At 57.0% G+C, this 17,399-nt stretch carries 15 protein-coding genes; 7 read left to right on the top strand and 8 right to left on the bottom strand.

Annotated features, from left to right (window positions below; translation table 11 throughout):
* Positions 1-10 precede the first annotated feature (10 nt).
* The 4 genes from B0B09_RS11190 to B0B09_RS11175 are packed head-to-tail and all read right to left on the bottom strand — an operon-like array spanning position 11 to position 5,693.
* Entirely contained in the window at positions 11-1,498 is a 1,488-nt protein-coding gene (locus B0B09_RS11190) for a hypothetical protein (protein ID WP_076659680.1), read from the bottom strand.
* The gene (locus B0B09_RS11185; protein ID WP_055297067.1) at positions 1,498-2,553 is read right to left on the bottom strand and encodes a PP2C family protein-serine/threonine phosphatase; all 1,056 of its coding nucleotides are present in this window, start codon (positions 2,551-2,553) and stop codon (positions 1,498-1,500) included. Before B0B09_RS11185 ends, B0B09_RS11190 begins: the two co-directional genes overlap by 1 nt.
* Positions 2,537-3,394, bottom strand: coding sequence for an FHA domain-containing protein (locus B0B09_RS11180; RefSeq protein ID WP_055297069.1), 858 nt, complete (start codon positions 3,392-3,394; stop codon positions 2,537-2,539). The genes B0B09_RS11185 and B0B09_RS11180 overlap by 17 nt, the downstream gene beginning before the upstream one ends.
* A 58-nt stretch (positions 3,395-3,452) precedes the next feature.
* Entirely contained in the window at positions 3,453-5,693 is a 2,241-nt protein-coding gene (locus B0B09_RS11175; protein WP_242654379.1) for a serine/threonine protein kinase, read from the bottom strand.
* A 477-nt stretch (positions 5,694-6,170) separates the two neighbouring features.
* On the opposite strand from B0B09_RS11175, the gene B0B09_RS11170 reads away from it, so the two are divergent.
* The 7 genes from B0B09_RS11170 to uvrC all read left to right on the top strand — a co-directional run bounded on the left by B0B09_RS11170 (position 6,171) and on the right by uvrC (position 12,837).
* Positions 6,171-7,142, top strand: a complete 972-nt coding sequence (locus B0B09_RS11170; protein WP_076659677.1) for a type I glyceraldehyde-3-phosphate dehydrogenase — start codon at positions 6,171-6,173, stop codon at positions 7,140-7,142.
* 87 nt (positions 7,143-7,229) lie between these two features.
* Positions 7,230-8,156: an ABC transporter ATP-binding protein gene (locus B0B09_RS11165; RefSeq protein WP_076659675.1), complete on the top strand. Its 927-nt coding sequence runs from the start codon at positions 7,230-7,232 to the stop codon at positions 8,154-8,156.
* A complete protein-coding gene (locus B0B09_RS11160) occupies positions 8,153-8,914 on the top strand; it encodes an ABC transporter permease (protein WP_076659673.1) in 762 nt (253 codons plus the stop codon). Before B0B09_RS11165 ends, B0B09_RS11160 begins: the two co-directional genes overlap by 4 nt.
* Positions 8,915-8,952: 38 nt before the next feature.
* Complete coding sequence (locus B0B09_RS11155; protein WP_076659672.1) at positions 8,953-9,747, top strand: S49 family peptidase; 795 nt, start codon at positions 8,953-8,955, stop codon at positions 9,745-9,747.
* On the top strand, positions 9,744-9,911 hold the full coding sequence (locus B0B09_RS17970) for a hypothetical protein (RefSeq protein WP_165689268.1): 168 nt from the start codon (positions 9,744-9,746) through the stop codon (positions 9,909-9,911). Before B0B09_RS11155 ends, B0B09_RS17970 begins: the two co-directional genes overlap by 4 nt.
* Positions 9,908-10,684: an SDR family oxidoreductase gene (locus tag B0B09_RS11150; protein ID WP_242654378.1), complete on the top strand. Its 777-nt coding sequence runs from the start codon at positions 9,908-9,910 to the stop codon at positions 10,682-10,684. Before B0B09_RS17970 ends, B0B09_RS11150 begins: the two co-directional genes overlap by 4 nt.
* A 284-nt stretch (positions 10,685-10,968) precedes the next feature.
* A complete protein-coding gene (gene uvrC, locus B0B09_RS11145; RefSeq protein ID WP_076659669.1) occupies positions 10,969-12,837 on the top strand; it encodes an excinuclease ABC subunit UvrC in 1,869 nt (622 codons plus the stop codon).
* A gap of 110 nt (positions 12,838-12,947) precedes the next feature.
* On the opposite strand, the gene B0B09_RS11140 is transcribed toward uvrC, so the two are convergent.
* From B0B09_RS11140 to B0B09_RS11125, 4 genes are all read right to left on the bottom strand, one after another.
* Positions 12,948-14,009, bottom strand: a complete 1,062-nt coding sequence (locus tag B0B09_RS11140) for a hypothetical protein (protein WP_076659667.1) — start codon at positions 14,007-14,009, stop codon at positions 12,948-12,950.
* 334 nt (positions 14,010-14,343) lie between these two features.
* A complete protein-coding gene (locus tag B0B09_RS11135; RefSeq protein ID WP_076659665.1) occupies positions 14,344-14,904 on the bottom strand; it encodes an antibiotic biosynthesis monooxygenase family protein in 561 nt (186 codons plus the stop codon).
* Between the two features lie 6 nt (positions 14,905-14,910).
* Complete coding sequence (locus B0B09_RS11130; protein ID WP_076659663.1) at positions 14,911-15,156, bottom strand: MoaD/ThiS family protein; 246 nt, start codon at positions 15,154-15,156, stop codon at positions 14,911-14,913.
* 5 nt (positions 15,157-15,161) lie between these two features.
* Positions 15,162-17,399 (bottom strand): xanthine dehydrogenase family protein molybdopterin-binding subunit, encoded by a 2,238-nt coding sequence (locus tag B0B09_RS11125; RefSeq protein ID WP_076659662.1) that lies wholly within the window; start codon positions 17,397-17,399, stop codon positions 15,162-15,164.

Here is a 17,399-nt window from a genome sequence, read left to right as displayed (position 1 = left end):
ACAACGCAGATTACGCAGCCAGATCAGCCTGTAGTTCCCGCTTAATCTGTAGCATCAGGCTTATCGCTTCAAGTGCTGCGTTGCCTTGTTTTTCCATCTGCATCAATTGTACCATGTCTGCAGCGTCAAAGGCAGTGTCGCGCGTGCGTTGCAATGACACGTCTGCAGCATCGCCATTTTCGTTCAGATAATCACACAGCCACTGTACATGGTCTACAGCCATTGTCATGACTGCGACAGGTCCATCTTCACCTTGTTCTTCCAGTACTGATGCAAGTTCTGCACCGCGTGCCTCAAGGTAAGCGATGACATGTTCGTAGGCGTCGCGCGTGGCAGGGTGCAAGGGTTCTGCAACAACATCGGCAGGTGCTTCTACCTCAGGTTTTGTTTCTGGCTCTGCGGCAGGCGTTTCCGCAGGTTTTGCGGCTTCTTCAAATGCGAGGTCGCGGGATACGTTCTTGCGTGCAGCAATCTCGCGCAGGCGTGAAATCGCGTCGCGTGTCGCAGGCTTTGATTCAGAAGGGCCTGCTGTCGGTTTCGGTGCGTCTGCTTGTGCCTTTTCGGGCGCAGCAACCGGCGCGGCAGGCTCTTTGGTGACCACCGGTTCTGGTGTTGGTGTGGGCTTTGGTGGTGTGCTCACATCTGGCGCAACAGGGGCTTCTTTTAAGGGGGCCAGCAGATCGGAATACTGGTGCAGCAGAACATCAGCCTGATCCACTGCGGACTGGCGGCCGCGCTCGACCTGTTTGAGAACCGCCGATATGAGGGCAGAGCCACCGCTTTCGCGCATGACATCCTTGTCGACACTGCCATCCGCATGCCGCGCTGAAAGTGCCTGGTTTGTGGCGATTGCAAGTACTGCATTGAACTCATCCCCAGCAGCTGCAGAGATTGCACCAACTGCGGCCTCATAGAGCCCTTGCGCTTTAAGAAAATCGGCATGCGTGACCATGCAGAACGCGTGATCCTTGATCAGGTCAGGCATCGTGGCCCAAATGCGTTGTTCGGGCTCGGTAAAGCCGCGCGTGCACCAAAGTGCGACGTCCGTGCGCTTGGAGGCCCACTGCGATGCACGGTGCACGGCGTTCGTGTCATCGGGGGCGACGACTTCGAGAACCGAAATCTTGTTGAGGGCCGGCAGAGGCATCTGCATTTCGACAAAGACCGGGGACAGGCCCGCGATCATGTCGGCATCGACGGCGTTGAATTCTTCTTTGGACCCATCCGCCAGCGTGCAGAGCGATTTTTCATTCTCGCCATAAACCAGTTGCATCGTTGGCAGATGCACACCCTGTGGGATGACATCCGCGCCCACAAGCAAGTTCAGCAGTCTCGATTTGCCAGATTCAGGCATGCCAAGAATGGCCAAGCGCACCGGCTTTTGCAGGCGCTCAAGCAGCAGTTCCGCTTTTTCATGGTCAGAATCAGGAAGCAGGCCACTCAGCACGGCCTGCTTCAATTCTGTTTGAACCCGGTTTCCCAGTGATTGATTCGACATTACTTGCCTCCGGCGGCTATCTTAGCCGGCGGCTCAGCCGCATCAACCTCCTGTGTCAAATCGGTTTCATCATTCAGTTCGACCTTCTTGAGGGGTCTTACTTCCTTAATCACAGTTGACGCGCTATTTGCGGCGACTTCCTTGGGCTTTTTTGTCTTGGCCGCAACCTTCTCAATGTCGTCCAGTTCGACAACACGTGTGACAGTCGAGGTCTGATGGTCCACATGACCAACCGGTTTGGCACGGATTGCGCGGATCACCGGCTTGTTGTGGTTCAGCTTGATCACCGAGAACGTGCAATTGTCCTGATCGGGGTCGGCCAGCGCCTCAATTGCCTCTAACAGATAGCCCGCAATCTCGGCGGCTTTCTTGCGGCGATAGCGGTGCAGTATCTTTTGGATCTTTGCATCTTCCAGATATTGCAGACCGTCACTTGAAACGACGACGATATCACCAACCTGCAATTCGAACGGCGCTTTCGGACAATCCGATTTCGTCACGCGGTCACCGAGGATCACGGATGTCAGGCAATTGCGGTCGGGGTGGTTCTTGCCGGCTTCTTCATCGAGCAAACCTTGCTGGACCATGAAGTCGATCTGTGGCGCCATCGAATGATCTTCATTCAGCTGCTTCATCGTGCCATTGCGATAATGGTACAAGGGGCTGTCACCAATCGACATCCAATACATGCGGTTCTCGACCAGAACGACAGACACAAGTGTTGCCCCCATGCCGCGTGTCTCGGGATGTGCTTGCACATGTTCACGGATATAGCCGTTTGCGTTCGTCGCAGCTTCGGTCAGGAAACGTGGAATTTCACCTTCGAAATCGGCGAAATTCGCGCTTTCGAACTTAAGCTCGCTAAATACTTCGGTGACGACAATCTTGCTGGCAACATCACCGGCCGCATGGCCGCCCATGCCGTCTGCAAGCACAACAACACCACTATCCGCCCCAAACGGGAAATCAGTGACGATTGCGTCTTCTTGATAGTCACGCCCGCCCTGACAAATCGCAGATGCGACGTCAAAACGTGGTTCAGGCGATCGCCACATCTTCGTCCTCCTCGGTCGCACCATCGGACCAGTTGAATGATTTGTCGCACAGGGCAACAAACCGCAGCATGGTTTCACCGATACGGATCACATCACCGGTTTTCAGTGTCTCGTTGCTGATCAAAGGCTTGTCGTTCAGGCGCACAATATTCGATTTGCCGCCATGGCCGAGCAAGAATTCTTTGGTGTCGGGGTCAAAGACAATCGCGGCGTGGTTCGAACGCGAGATCGAGTTATCGCCGAAATCAAGCTGGATCGCCTGATCTTCGCCACGGCCAATCTGTGACATGCCCGCCATCAGGGAAAAGCTTTCGCCACGGCCAGGACCTTCGGCGACAACAATCCAACCCACGGGAAAACGCACGCTCTTGGTTGGCGCAGCTTTTTGGGCATCGTTGAAGAGATCAACAACGTCACCATCGGATTTTTCAAATCCGATCAGACGTGTTTTCGTCCGGCGCGACCGTGCGGGTGACCGTGCTGCCGCTGCAGAAGCAACCGCTTGGTCAGCAACAGGTGCCGCAACGGGGCGTGCGGGTGCTATCGGCGTTGAAGGTTCCGGAAGGGCGGTCGATGTTCCGTCATCTTCGAGATCCCAGATATTCACAGCCGCAGGGGCTTCTGGCGCTGCGGGGGCCTGCGCTGCTGCAACAACCCGCGCATCGGGTGTGGCTTCTGCTGCAGGAGGCGTCGCAAGGGGAGGTTTACCCAGAGGCGCGGCCTCATCCACCATCGATCCGATCGTTTCGCGATAGGATTGTTCCAACGATTCTACAGAGCTCGCGCGCCGTGGATTTGTTTCGCTACGCTTCTTTCCAAGTAGATCACGAATGAATTTCATCTTGCTACCCTCCAATTTACTGATGTCTTGCGGTCCCGGCGGACCAGAAAGACATGTTTTACTCCGCCGCGTCCGATACAGTATGCGACGCCACCCAAAGGCCACCATCGCGCTGCACAGCGAAACTGAATTGTTCCGTTCCGTTCGCGAGCTCTCGCTCAAAAATATTCATAATCGAGTCGCGTTGATCAATCGTTTCACCGGTCGAAATATAAGATGTGATCACATCGCCCACTTGCAAACCGCCGGACTCGGCGCCGTCAAGTGCAACAACCGTTGTCGTCCAGCCCGTCCCGGAGAACGCAGTTTCGAACGCCGTTCCATCGGCCAGCGAGACATTCTGCACGACCGGAACAACCCAGTTATACTGCACGAAATCACCAGTTGATGGCTTGATCGTGTTGAATGAGACCGGAATGGTCGGTGCGACGTCGCCGTCACCGATTTGCTGGCGCAGTGCTTCTGGAATGTCTGAGATCGCATCGATACCAATGCCATTCACGGCCACGATCACAAGTCCGGGTTCAACCCAGACAGGAGAGATCAGGCCGGCCTCGGCCACAATGTTAGACTGTTCGCCAGCGGCGGTGAAAGGCAGCTCGACAGTCCAGGACCCGCTTACAGAAGCAGGCGCAAGTTCATTTCCGGGTGTTACGGCCGAAATCTCGACAGTTGGACCGGATCCGACACTTTCGACGTTTTCGGGCGTCGATGGCAGGGCAACTGGCGCAATCTCGGAGGCTTCTACAGGACGGTTTGCCGTTGCCAAAACGTCACCGGATACAGGCTGATCAGCAGCAGGCTGTGGCGTCGCGACAGGCTCTGGCAGCGGTTCTGGCGCAGGCAATGCAGCGATTTCAACGCTTTCAGGGCGTGCAGCAGGACGTACTGTTGGTGCCGGCGTAACGGCCGCGACAGGAGGCTCAATAACAGCAGGTGGCACAATCGCTGTCTCTTCTGAGACGGGCTCTTGTGTGATGGCAGGGGTTTGCTCTGCCGCAATTGACGCTGCCAATTGTTCTTCAACTGTGGGTGCAGGGTCCTCGGCGCGTGGCGCAAGGAAGGCGGGCACTTCGTCCACGACAGGATCTGCGGCCACTACGGGGGCGGGCGCAGGCGCTGGTGTAGAGACAGGCTCTGCAGGCGCTTCGGCCACAACGGGTGCTTCAACTGCGGCAGGCTCTTGTGTCGCGATAGGTGCGTCTTCGCCCCCGGTCATCGTCATGACGCCGACGCCGACCAGCAGGGCAACCGCAGCGGCAGAACCCAGTAGAATTGGCATGTTCGATTTCTTGGCGGCACCACCGGCAACCGGCGCTTTTGTCGCGGCCGTTTGTGGCTCGGCCGCAGCTGTTGCGCCAACTTTCAGTGGCGTGACGTTGCTTTGTCCGCCTTCCATGATCTCAATCCACTCTTTCGCAGACTGGACGCGATCCTTTGGCAGGACAGCAAGCGCTCTGTCGATCGCAGTAAGGAAAGACGGCTCATATTCGTCGAAACGGCCCACAAGTGGTTCATATGGGTCTGGTTCGCCGGATGCGATCGCAGCCAAACGGGCCTGTGAATTTGGTGGTACATCGCCGTTGATCAGGTGGTAGAAAGAGGCACCCAGGGCATAAAGGTCGCTGCTGGGGCTTTGCTCGGACCCTGCGATGTAGAACTCTTGTGGTGAGTAGCCATCTTTCACAACACGCAACGCTGAAAGAACACGGCTTTGTTTTGTTGCTTCCTCGCGGGCCGCACCAAAGTCGATCAAAACAGGGTGGAAATCCTTGTTGATCAGGATGTTGTCTGGCGAAATGTCGCGGTGCAGGATGCCTTGGTCATGGATAAAGCCAACCGCGCCCAATACTTCCTTGAGGATTGATTTAATCTGCGCCGCGTTCAGGCCGTGGTTTGGATCTTCGATTGTATCAAGAAGATCGCGACCCGTTACAAAATCCAGCGCCATATATGCGGTTTCGTTGTCTTCGAAGACCTGATGCACACCGACGATATTCGGGTGGTTCAGCTTCGCGAGGCTGCGGGCCTCTTGAACAAACAGGCGGACAATTGACTTCAGCTCGTTCTGGTGGGCGCGCGAACGGGCCTGCACGACATAGCGGCTGCGACGGCAGAACGCGCCGGGGAAGCACTCTTTGATAACGACTTTGCGGTCAAGGCTATCCTTGGCCAAATACGTGATACCGAAACCACCTGCGTTCAGAAAGCTTTCGATTGTGTACTGGCCGTGCATCAGTTTTGTGCCCGGCTTAAGCTCATCAACGAAGCTATCCTTGTCAGTCGTATCTTCTTTCATTTGCGGCTTCGCCATCTGTCTACCCAGCTTTCAAACATCACTCACACGACGGTCGTTCGTCTTCGATGATCTTCGTCTCATTCAAATTAGGCCAAAAAGTGACACTAACTTGTTGTTTAGTGGTTCTTAATCTTTCTCACTCTGCGTCATTGGGTAAGACTGCAGAAACAGTGACCGGCGGGAAATCGCCTATTTTCCTTTGTTTTCACTGGAAACCTACGGCTTTAGGCCTGATCCAACCAACCTGTTCACGCGGGTGTTTCGCTGAAGGTGAATTTCCGCGTTTTCTGAATTTTGCATCGTACCATTGCTGCGCTGCAACGATTGAAACCGAGTCTTTTGCCGATTCTGTCAAGAAATGCGGTGGGAATCGACGCGATTCTCTTGCGCCGATTCAGAGGTGTCGATGTACAAGCCTTGCTTGTGGTGCCCGCGCGAAAGGTGCAGCAATAAGGGTAACATAGTAAGGACAGTCAGATGGCGCGTGTATTCATCAACGGGTTCGGCAGAATTGGCCGCACAATGCTTCGGGCGCATGCGTCAGGCGCCTGGCCTGATATAGAAGTTGTCGGTATCAATGACATCGCCGATCCGGAACTTTGCGCGCATCTGTTCGCGTATGACAGCGTTTTCGGTCCTTATGCCGGTGATGTCACCTATGCGGACGGCTCACTTGTTGTTGACGCAAAGACGATCCCGATCACGCAGACCGTCGACATCTCGACGCTTGATCTGTCTGGGGTGGACATCCTGCTTGAATGTACTGGCAAGGCCGAAAGTCGCGCCGTCGCAGAACGTGGTCTGCAAGCAGGTGCGCGGCGGGTGCTGATCTCGGGGCCGTCCTCTGCCGCAGATCTGACGGTCGTGTTAGGTGCGAACGAGGCCCTGCTGAAGGATCAGCCCATTGTTTCTAACGCCTCTTGCACGACCAATGCGCTGGCCCCGTTGGTAAAGCTTATTGATGCGACATGGGGCCTGCGAACGGGTTGGATGACAACGATCCATTGTTATACCGGCAGCCAGCCAAGCATTGATGCGCCACGAGGCGACGCACTGCGCAGCCGCGCCGCAGCATTGTCAATGGTGCCGACCACAACCTCTGCCCAGCGGCTTCTGAACGAGGTGCTGCCCGATATCGCAGGGCGGATCGAGGCCGCAGCGGTACGCGTTCCGGTCGCCTCTGTGTCTGCCGTCGATCTGTCGGTCACGCTCGACAGTCAGGTCACGCGCGAAGATGTCCATGCCGTCTTGCAGGCTCAATCCGGCATTATCGGGTGGACCGACAAACCGCTTGTCTCAACCGATCTGCGCGCCCGCCCCGAAAGCCTTGTGGTGTCGCTACCTGAAACCCGCGTCACCCAAGGCGGGCTGCTACGGGTGTTTGGCTGGTACGACAACGAATGGGGCTTTTCCTGCCGCATGCTGGATGTTGCGACGCGTATGGCGTGACCTCTGTGCGTCCCCGCACACCCCTTGGCGCATTTTCATTTTATGCCGAAGGCACTAGGTAACGCTGACATCATCAAAGGCACTCATATGTCCGCAATCGTCTCCGTCCAAAACCTGCGCAAAGCTTATGCCGGGGGTTTTGAGGCCCTTAAATCCGTGAACCTCGACATCGAAGAGGGCGAAATTCTCGCTTTGCTCGGTCCCAATGGCGCAGGCAAAACGACGCTGATTTCCACGATCTGCGGAATTACTGTGCCAACTTCGGGCACCGTCACTGTAGGCGGGCACGATACGCAAAAAGCGTTCCGTGGCGCGCGCGCCCTCATCGGCCTGGTCCCGCAGGAGATTAACCTTGAGCCCTTTGAAACGGTGATGAACACCGTGCGCTTTTCGCGTGGCCTTTTCGGGAAGCCCCGCAACGATGCCTACCTTGAGGATATCCTCAAGCAGCTGTCGCTTTACGACAAAAAGGACAACAAGGTCATGACGCTCTCGGGTGGCATGAAGCGTCGTGTGCTGATCGCCAAGGCACTTAGCCACGAACCCCGTGTGTTGTTTCTGGATGAACCCACAGCCGGCGTCGATGTCGAACTGCGCAAAGACATGTGGGAGGTTGTCGCTAAACTCAAAGCTTCGGGTGTTACGATCATCCTCACTACTCATTACATCGAAGAGGCTGAGGCAATTGCTGACCGTGTCGGCGTGATCAACAAGGGTGAAATCCTGCTGGTACAGAACAAGGCCGATTTGATGTCACAGATGGGCCGCAAGCAGTTGAAAATCGAATTGTCCGCAGCAGTCGAGACGATCCCGGATGCGCTGGCTGACTATGAGCTGACCCGCGCCGACGACGGGTTCTCGTTGCTTTACCACTACGACACCAAAGGCGAGCGGACGGGCATCACCACCCTTCTGGCCGACCTGCAAAAGGCCGGTTTGCAGATGAAAGACCTGCAAACGCAACAAAGCAGCCTCGAAGATATCTTCGTCGGCCTTGTAAAGGAAACCACATGAGCCTGAACGCAATTTGGACAATCTACGTCTTTGAGATGCGCCGGTTCTTCCGGACGATCACGCAGAGCTTTATTTCGCCCGTGCTGTCCACCGCACTCTATTTCGTTGTCTTCGGCGCTGCCATCGGCAGCCGCATTGATGAGGTTGAGGGCGTGAGCTATGGCGCATTCATCGTGCCCGGTCTCATCATGTTGTCGGTCATGACCCAAGCGACCACCAACGCCAGTTTCGGCATCTATTTCCCGAAATTCATCGGGACAATCTATGAGCTTCTGTCCGCGCCCATCAGCTTTCTTGAGGTGGTGGCAGGCTATGTGGGGGCCGCCGCGACCAAGGCGCTGTTCATTGGTATTGTGATCCTTGTAACGTCGTTCTTCTTCGTCGATATCCAGATTGCGCACCCCTTGGCGATGATAGCCTTTCTTGTGCTGACCTGCGTCAGTTTTGCCCTGTTGGGGTTCATCATCGGCATCTGGGCGGGCAATTTCGAGCAACTGCAACTGATCCCGCTGTTGGTGATCACCCCGCTCGTTTTCTTGGGCGGATCTTTTTATTCGATCACCATGCTGCCGCCTGTATGGCAAACTATCACGCTTTTTAACCCCGTGGTCTATCTGATCAGCGGTTTTCGCTGGTCTTTCTTTGGGCAGGCGGATGTCGGCATTGGCGCGTCGCTCTTTGCGATCGCGCTTTTCACCGCGATCTGTCTGGCGGTCATCTGGTGGATTTTCCGCACAGGATGGCGGATCAGACAGTAACCCTTGCGCCCTGCTTGGGAAGGGCTAAGTAAGTTACCATGAAACGTTTTATTCCATTCATGAAGTCCGAGCCCTACGTCGCTGTCATCCGGCTTCAGGGCGCGATCGTCAATTCGGGTCGGGGGCTTGATAACCCCGGCCTCGCCCCTGTCATCGAAAAGGCCTTTGGCAAAGGCAAGCCTGCGGCCGTCGCATTGGAAATCAACTGCCCGGGCGGATCACCTGTGCAGTCTTCCCTGATTGCATCACGCATCCGGCGCTTGGCAGACGAAAAGAAAATCCCCGTCTTTGCATTTGTCGAAGATGTGGCCGCCTCTGGTGGCTACTGGCTCGCTTGTGCTGCGGACGAGATTTTTGTCGATCCGTGCTCAATCACCGGGTCGATTGGCGTGATCAGCGCGGGCTTCGGTGCAACCGACGCAATCGGGAAAATTGGCATTGAACGCCGTGTTTATACGGCCGGCAAATCCAAATCCATGATGGACCCGTTCAAGCCCGAAAAACCCGCGGATGTGAAAAAGCTGAAAGGTTGGCTGGAAGACCTGCACGCGACATTTATCGACTATGTGAAATCGCGGCGGGGAACCAAGCTATCGGACAATCCTGATCTGTTCACCGGTGAAGTCTACATTGGCCAGAAAGGTGTCGACGAGGGGCTGGTTGATGGGATCGGCCATCTGGTTCCTGTCATGAAGGAACGTTTTGGAGACAAGGTCACCTTTAAGCGCTACGATCAGAAAAAACCGCTTTTTGCCCGCTTTGGCGCGCGGATTGTGGATGATGCAGTCGCCGGCATTGAAGAGCGCGCTGCATTCGCGAGGTTTGGCCTTTGATCCTGAAAGCGATCTTTTTCTTTCTGGCCTTCATGCTGGTATTGGCGATGTTCGGCAAATGGCGGTTTCCGGGGCAGGCGCGTCTAGCGCAAGCCAAATGCCCGAAATGCCTGCGGTACCGGATCGGCAAAGGGCCGTGTCAGTGCGAAAAGCAGCTGAAATGAGGGCGCTGGTCACGGGCGCAGGTGCGCGGCTAGGTCAAGCGATGGCGCTTTATCTGGGGCAGCGCGGCTATGATGTGGCCGTGCACTACGCCGGATCAGAGGCGGGTGCGCGCGAAACCGTGGCCCAGCTCGCAGCGCTGGGGCGTCAGGGCGTTGCACTACAGGCGGACCTTTTGGACGAAGATGCAACGCAGGCGTTGGTCGGTCGCGCGACAGAGGCCTTGGGTGGTCCGCTGACGTGCCTTGTAAACAATGCCTCGATTTTTGAGCATGACAGCGTCACCTCCGCCACCCGTGAAAGCTGGGACCGGCATATTGAATCCAACCTGCGTGCACCCTTCGTGCTGACACAGCATTTCGCGACGCAAGTGCCTGAACCCAAGCCCGACGCAGAGGGCGAACCGATTGCCCAGGGCCTTGTGGTCAACATGCTCGATCAGCGCATCCATAAACTCACGCCCGAGTTCATGAGTTACACCATCGCCAAGATGGGCCTTTGGGCGATGACGCGTACGACGGCGCAGGCATTGGCCCCCCGCGTGCGGGTCAACGGGATCGGCCCGGGCCCCACTTTGCAGGGTCACCGGCAAAGCAAAGAGCACTTCTCCAAGCAGCGCGCGGCGACGATCCTGAAGCGGGGCGCAAACCCTGCTGACATCACCGCCGCCCTTGGATATTTCCTCGACGCGCCTGCCGTTACGGGGCAGATGCTGGCTGTGGACGGTGGCCAGCACCTCGCGTGGGAAACGCCTGACGTGTTGGGTTTGGAGTAACACCTCCGGCAAGTTGTGCACTGCGCGCCCGTATCTTCACAAAAGCTTCATAAACCGCCTATTTTTCAAGGTGTTAATGAAGTTTCAATAAAAATTGCTATACTTATCAATGGTTTGGTAAAATGCCTATTTTTTACGCAAATCGTTGAACCCTGCTAAATACAACGGAAATTTCCACCTGCCCGAGAATAACCCACGGAGTTATCCACAGAAACAGTGGATGCCTTTTCTCTTGTCCTTGGCGCGTTACCATTGCAGACAAACCAGAATCATAGACCAGACAGATGACTGAGCAGCCAAACAAGCCAACCCCCACCGGATATGACGTGATCCACGGCTATCTGCGCACGCTGGATAATTCGCCCGGTGTGTACCGGATGCTCGATGCGGATAGCCGCGTGCTCTATGTCGGCAAGGCGCGGAACCTGAAGGCACGGGTGTCGAATTATTCCCGCCCTGGCAATCATTCGCCCCGCATCACGCGGATGATCCGCGAAACGGCGACGATGATGTTCCTGACGACGCGGACAGAAACCGAAGCCTTGTTGCTTGAGCAGAACCTGATCAAGCAGTTGAAACCGCGCTATAACGTCCTGCTGCGCGACGACAAATCCTTTCCCAACATTCTGGTCACGAAAGACCACGCATTCCCGATGATCAAAAAGCATCGCGGTGCGAAAAAGCAGAAGGGCAATTACTATGGCCCATTCGCAGGCGCGGGTGCCGTCAACCGCACGCTCAATCAACTGCAACGGGTCTTTTTGCTGCGCAATTGCTCGGACAGTGACTTTGAAACGCGCACACGGCCTTGCTTGCAATATCAGATCAAACGCTGCTCTGGTCCGTGTTGTGGCCTGATTTCCGAAGAAGATTACGCCGGTTCGGTCCGCGATGCCGAGAAATTTCTGCAAGGCCGCACCAAAGGTATTCAGGAAACGCTTGCCAAACAGATGCAAGACGCGTCCGAGGCGATGGAGTTTGAACGCGCTGCTGCGCTGCGTGACCGGATCAAGGCGCTGACCCAAGTGCAATCTGCCCAAGGGATCAATCCGCAGAACACCGCGGAGGCTGATGTGATCGCGCTTCATACGGACGGGGGGCAGGCTTGCGTGCAGGTGTTCTTTATCCGTGCGAACCAGAACTGGGGCAATCACGATTACTATCCGCGCATCAGCGGGGATGAGGATATGTCCGAGGTGATGGAGGCCTTTGTCGGCCAGTTTTATTCCAACCGCGAACCGCCCCGCCTTTTGATCCTGTCACACGGCCTGGACAACGACGATCTGATGGCCGCCGCCTTGGCCGAGAAAGCAGAACGCAAGGTCGAAATCATGGTGCCCCAGCGCGGCGAAAAGGCGGAGCTTGTGCAAAACGCGCTGCGCAACGCCCGCGAAAGCCTTGCGCGCAAGATGTCCGAAACCGCCACGCAGGCCCGTCTGCTGAAAGGTGTGGCCGAGGCCTTTGATCTGGAAAAGGTGCCCCAGCGGATCGAGGTTTATGACAACTCGCACATCCAAGGCGCCCATGCTGTGGGGGCGATGGTCGTGGCGGGGCCGGATGGTTTTGACAAAAACCAGTACCGCAAATTCAACATCAAGGGCGATAGCCTCACACCGGGCGACGATTTCGGCATGATGAAAGAGGTCCTGACCCGCCGCTTCCAGCGCCTTTTGAAAGAAGACCCCGAACGGACGCAAGGGACGTGGCCTGATCTTTTGCTGATCGACGGCGGGCAGGGGCAGGTCAGTGCTGTGCGCGAGATCATGGATGCGCTGGGCGTCAGCGATATTCCGATGGTGGGCGTCGCCAAAGGCGAAGACCGCGATGCGGGCAAAGAGGAATTCCACCGCACCGGCAAACCGGTCATGGCGCTCCGCCATAATGACCCTGTGCTGTATTTCATCCAACGGATGCGGGACGAGGTGCACCGTTTTGCCATCGGAACCCATCGCGCGAAACGGTCCAAAGCCATTGGGGCCACGCCGCTGGACGATGTGCCCGGCGTTGGGGCCACCCGCAAACGGGCCTTGCTGGCGCATTTCGGATCAGCCAAGGCCGTCGCCCGCGCCAATCTGGCGGATTTGAAAGCGGTGGACGGGGTGTCAGCGAAACTGGCGCAGACGGTGTATGATTATTTTCACGAGAACGGCTGATTCCAAGGCGGCGGTCCGGGCTGCGACCGTTGCGACCTAACTCACGCCGCTCCGACAACGCATTCAGTGTCGGAGGGCGCAAACCCGAACGTGCTGGGACGACGCAGAGGTCACTCAAAACAAGGCAGCACATCCTCTTCGAAATAAGGCGATTGGTTAACCCAGAACATGTAGTCCACCTGTAGAAAGTCTTCGGCAAAAGCATGCAGCTTGGGCACGATATTTGACCGCACCGATAGGTTCTCGTTCGAATTGGTCTGGCCGATATAGTTCCCGTCCTGCACAGCGATCCCCAAGGGAACCGAATAGTCACCTTCGTGCATCATCGCCAAAGGGTGGTTGAGCTGTCCTTTGCGCTGCATCAGCAAATCCGGCGCGCCAAGGCCGACACCAATAGCGTTGCCATGCTGATAGACGCCTTGCAGATAACCTTCGTCTTCCCAAGGCAGCCATTCGCCGGGCATGAAGTTTGCATATTGCAGTGTCGTTGTTTGTGGAAACGCCGCCTTTAGCGCGGTCATGTTGGCTTTGATGCCGTCGAAATAAAGTTCTGGCGAGAAGCTGGGATCGTTGTCGGCGGATACGCCGATGGCCGTCTCTTGCAGATTGATACCTGCAATTTCGCCATCAAACGCGGTGCCAAGCGCGTCAAGCAGTGCGGCGAAACGGGCTTGAACAGCCGGAGACCAACGCTTTGCGACCCATCCATTCACCTCGCCGGTTTCAGACAGTTGTTCGACGGCACCACCATTATAGGTTTCCGCGCGTAGGTAGTCCGGCACCGGTACAAAACCTTCCCAGAAACTGGCGTCCTGCAGTTGGATGAACAGCTGCTTGCCGTATTGGTCCAGATAGGCGAGGTCGCCGTAAATTTTGCTGAAGTCGTAGACACCTTCGCGCGGTTCAAGCTCTGCCCAGGCGTACATGATTTGGGCACCGTCAAAGCGCGGGGCCTCTAGCAAGGCATGATTACGCAACGCACCCCGATCACGTGCAAAGTAGACGAAGTGGTCGATACCGTTTTCCATAATCGGACAGGCTGCGTCGGCATAGGCAAGATGCGCATCTACGTAGCGCTCTGCCGGATTGGCCCAGCCTTGCGCGGCCAGCATCGTGGGTGTGGCCAAAGCCGCCACCAAAAGACCGGTAATCAGTATTGTATCGTGTTTCATGAGAGTCCTCACTTGAATTGAGTGGACACCTATCCCTTTTGGTATGGGCCCAAATGACGCCCTGTGTTCACAAATTGCCATGGGGTAAGTTGTGAATGAGTGAGCCTGTAACGGCCCGTACAATTACAAAACTATCCTTACGGTCTACAGGCCGGACGTGCGGGCATTCAAGCCTAAACTGCGTATTCCGCCCCTTGTTCAAGCGGGCCGTCGGGGACGGTATAATAAGTGCCCGAACCATAGCAAAGCGGGCCAATTTGGCCGATTTGAACGCGGTGGACGGGGTGTCAGCGAAACTGGCGCAGACAGTCTATGATTACTTCCATGAGAATGGTTAAGTCGGCGCTTGCGTCCGGTCATGCTGCCCGTAATCGCGGCGGATACTGTAGATCGCAGCCTCTTCCAGACCGGACGTGCCAAGGTGTTGATCAAGCAACGCCTGCGCGGCCGCAGCGCGATCGACCGTCGCCAGCGCAATGAACTGGCCTTTGTGATTGACGCTTTCGAAGCCGCCAAAGGCAGGGTCCGTCACAGGTGCCGTTCCATAAAGTGCGACGACATGTGAGGTATCAGACGCCCCTAAAGGTGTCGCCTCGCCACCTGTCCAATGCAAGACACGCGCGCCGACACGAATACGGTAGTCGGTGAAATGCACTTGCCGCCCCGCGGTTTGCGACCGCCGGTGCGTTGCGTCTTTGCGCCAAGCGACAATGGCCTCTTCACTTTCCCAAAGCTGATGGGAAAGGATCACATCTGCCTCTTTCAGCGATGCGTAACGGTCCAGAAACGTAAGGCCGGTATGCTTGGCCAGCACCGGCCGCAGTAGTGCAACATGTTCAAAATAATGCTCCAGATGCCCGGGTTTCGGGCGGACCTCGAAAAACAGCGCGTGCATGGTACGCTATCCCCCCACCATATAGGGCATCAAGATCACCTCATTCTCCGGCCCGATCTGCGTGAACCATGCCTCGCGGTAGATCACCCCGTCCAGTGCCAGTGACACCCCCCGTTTGATCTGCGGGGCAAGGCCGGGGTGTTTTTCGACCAAGGCGTCCAGCAACTCCTTAAAGTTGCTGGCCTCCACTTCGACCCATTCCTCGCCATCCGCGAAGGTGCGCAGCGACCCCCAGAGTTTGACGCGGACCATCGCCCCTAGCCCGTGATTGCCTTTAACACACGTGGCGGCGACATCGGCAGTTCCGTCAACCGCACGTTTGCCGCGCGTGACACAGCGTTCGCGATTGCAGCCAAGGGGGGTACGATCGGCGTCTCGCCCACGCCGCGCACACCGTAGGGATGGCCGGGGTTGGGGATTTCAAGGATTACCGTTTCAATGGGTGGCAGGTCCGAAGCCACGGGAATGCGGTAGTCAAGGAAGGCAGGGTTCTGCAAACGCCCATCCTCGCCATAGATGTATTCCTCGTTCAACGCCCAGCCGATACCTTGCACGGCCCCGCCCTGCATCTGTCCTTCGACGTAGTCGGGGTGTACGGCTTTGCCTGCGTCCTGAAACACCGTGTAGCGCAGGATTTTGACGGCACCTGTTTCGGGATCGACCTCGGTATCGCAGAGGTGCACACCAAAGCTGACGCCAGCGCCATCGGCGTTGACCTCATGGTGGCCTGCAATCGGGCCGCCGGTGTTGCCTGCAATGGCGGCAATCTCGGCCAAGGTCATGGGCGGGTGGGTGCCTGCATTGGGGCCCGCAGGTTTTGCAGCGCCATCTTCCCAGATCACCGCGTCTTCGTCGATGTCCCAGATTTTCGCCACACGGCGGCACATTTCCTTGATGGCGGCGCGCGCAGCCTCAATCGTGGCAAGGCCCACCGCAAAGGTCACGCGGCTGCCGTCGGTGATATCGTTGAAGCCCAAAGACGACGTATCTGCGATCACTGTGCGCACCTTATCGTATGGCACGCCCAGTTCTTCCGCCGCCATCATCGAGATCGATGCGCGCGAGCCGCCGATATCGGGGTTGCCCTCAACCACACCAACGGTGCCATCGTCATTGATGTTCAGCGACACACAGGTGTTGCCACCAAAGTTGAACCAGAAACCGCAGGACAATCCGCGCCCCTGGTTCGGGCCAAGGGGGGCAGTGTAATGCGGATGGGCCTTCGCCGCTTCCAGTGTGGCGACCAGCCCGATGTCGTTGAAGGTCGGCCCGTAGGACGACAGGGTGCCTTTGCGCGCCGCATTCATCAGACGCACGTCCAGTGGATCAAGGCCCAGTTCCTGACAAAGCTCGTCCACCACACTTTCCACCGCATAGATCGCTGTGGGCGCACCGGGGGCGCGGTAGGGGATTTCCTTGGGACGGTTGGTCATGGCGTTCCAGCCGATGGTTTCCACCGCTTCCAGATCGTAGGCGGCAAAGGCAGCCTGTGCGCCCATTTCAACGGTAAAGTTGGGATAGGCCCCACCCGAATAGCGCAACTCACCACGTGCCGCGGTAATGCGGCCGTCTTTTGTCATGCCGATCTTGATATCCATTGACGATGAAATCGTCGGCCCTGTTGCCTTCAGCACTTCATCTCGGGTCATGACAATCTTGACGGGTTTGCCCGACTTGCGCGACAGGGCGAGCGCCACGGGTTCAATGAAAGTCGATGTTTTGCCGCCAAAGCCGCCGCCGATCTCGGACGATGTGATGCGCAGCTGGCTTTCCTCGACGCCCAGAACAGCCGCACAATTCGCACGGACCATGTATTGCCCTTGGGTGCAGCACCACACCTCACCACGGCCATCATTGCCAAGGCTCGCCATGCAGGCTTGCGGTTCGATATAGCCTTGGTGGGTTGCGGCGGTTTTAAAGCTACGTGCAATGATCTTGTCCGCCTTGGCAAAGCCCGCGTCCAGATCACCATGGCCGAATTTGCAGTAGGTGGTCACGTTTTGCGACATGCCTGCCGGTACGTTCTCAAGCGCGCGGCCTTCCTGCACCACGGGTGCATCCGGTTTCATCGCGGCGTCCACATCGGTGACATGGGGCAGGGGGTCATATTCTACCTTGATCAGCCGGATCGCCTGTTTCGCAATTGCTTTGCTGGTTGCCGCGACGGCGGCCACAGCGTGCCCATCGTAGAGCGCCTTGTCACGCGCCAGGCAGTTGATTGCCACATCCGCGAAATCAGCGTCATCCGGCATCGCAAGGTCAGCACCTGTAACAACGGCCTTCACCCCGGCCAGCGCCTCTGCTGCGGACGTATCAATCGACACGATCCGCGCATGGGCATGCGGGCTGCGCAGGATGCGGCCATGCAACATACCGGGTGCAGAGATATCCGCGCCATAGGCGGCCTTGCCCGTGACCTTGTCGATCCCGTCCGGGCGGGTGACCCGGGTGCCGACAACATTGAACTTGCGGGTTGGTTGTGCGTCAAAAGCCAT

This window comes from Yoonia rosea, assembly GCF_900156505.1.
GTDB lineage: Bacteria > Pseudomonadota > Alphaproteobacteria > Rhodobacterales > Rhodobacteraceae > Yoonia > Yoonia rosea.
The sequence above is the reverse complement of the archived record's forward strand: the minus strand, read 5'-3'. Positions and strand labels throughout refer to the sequence as shown.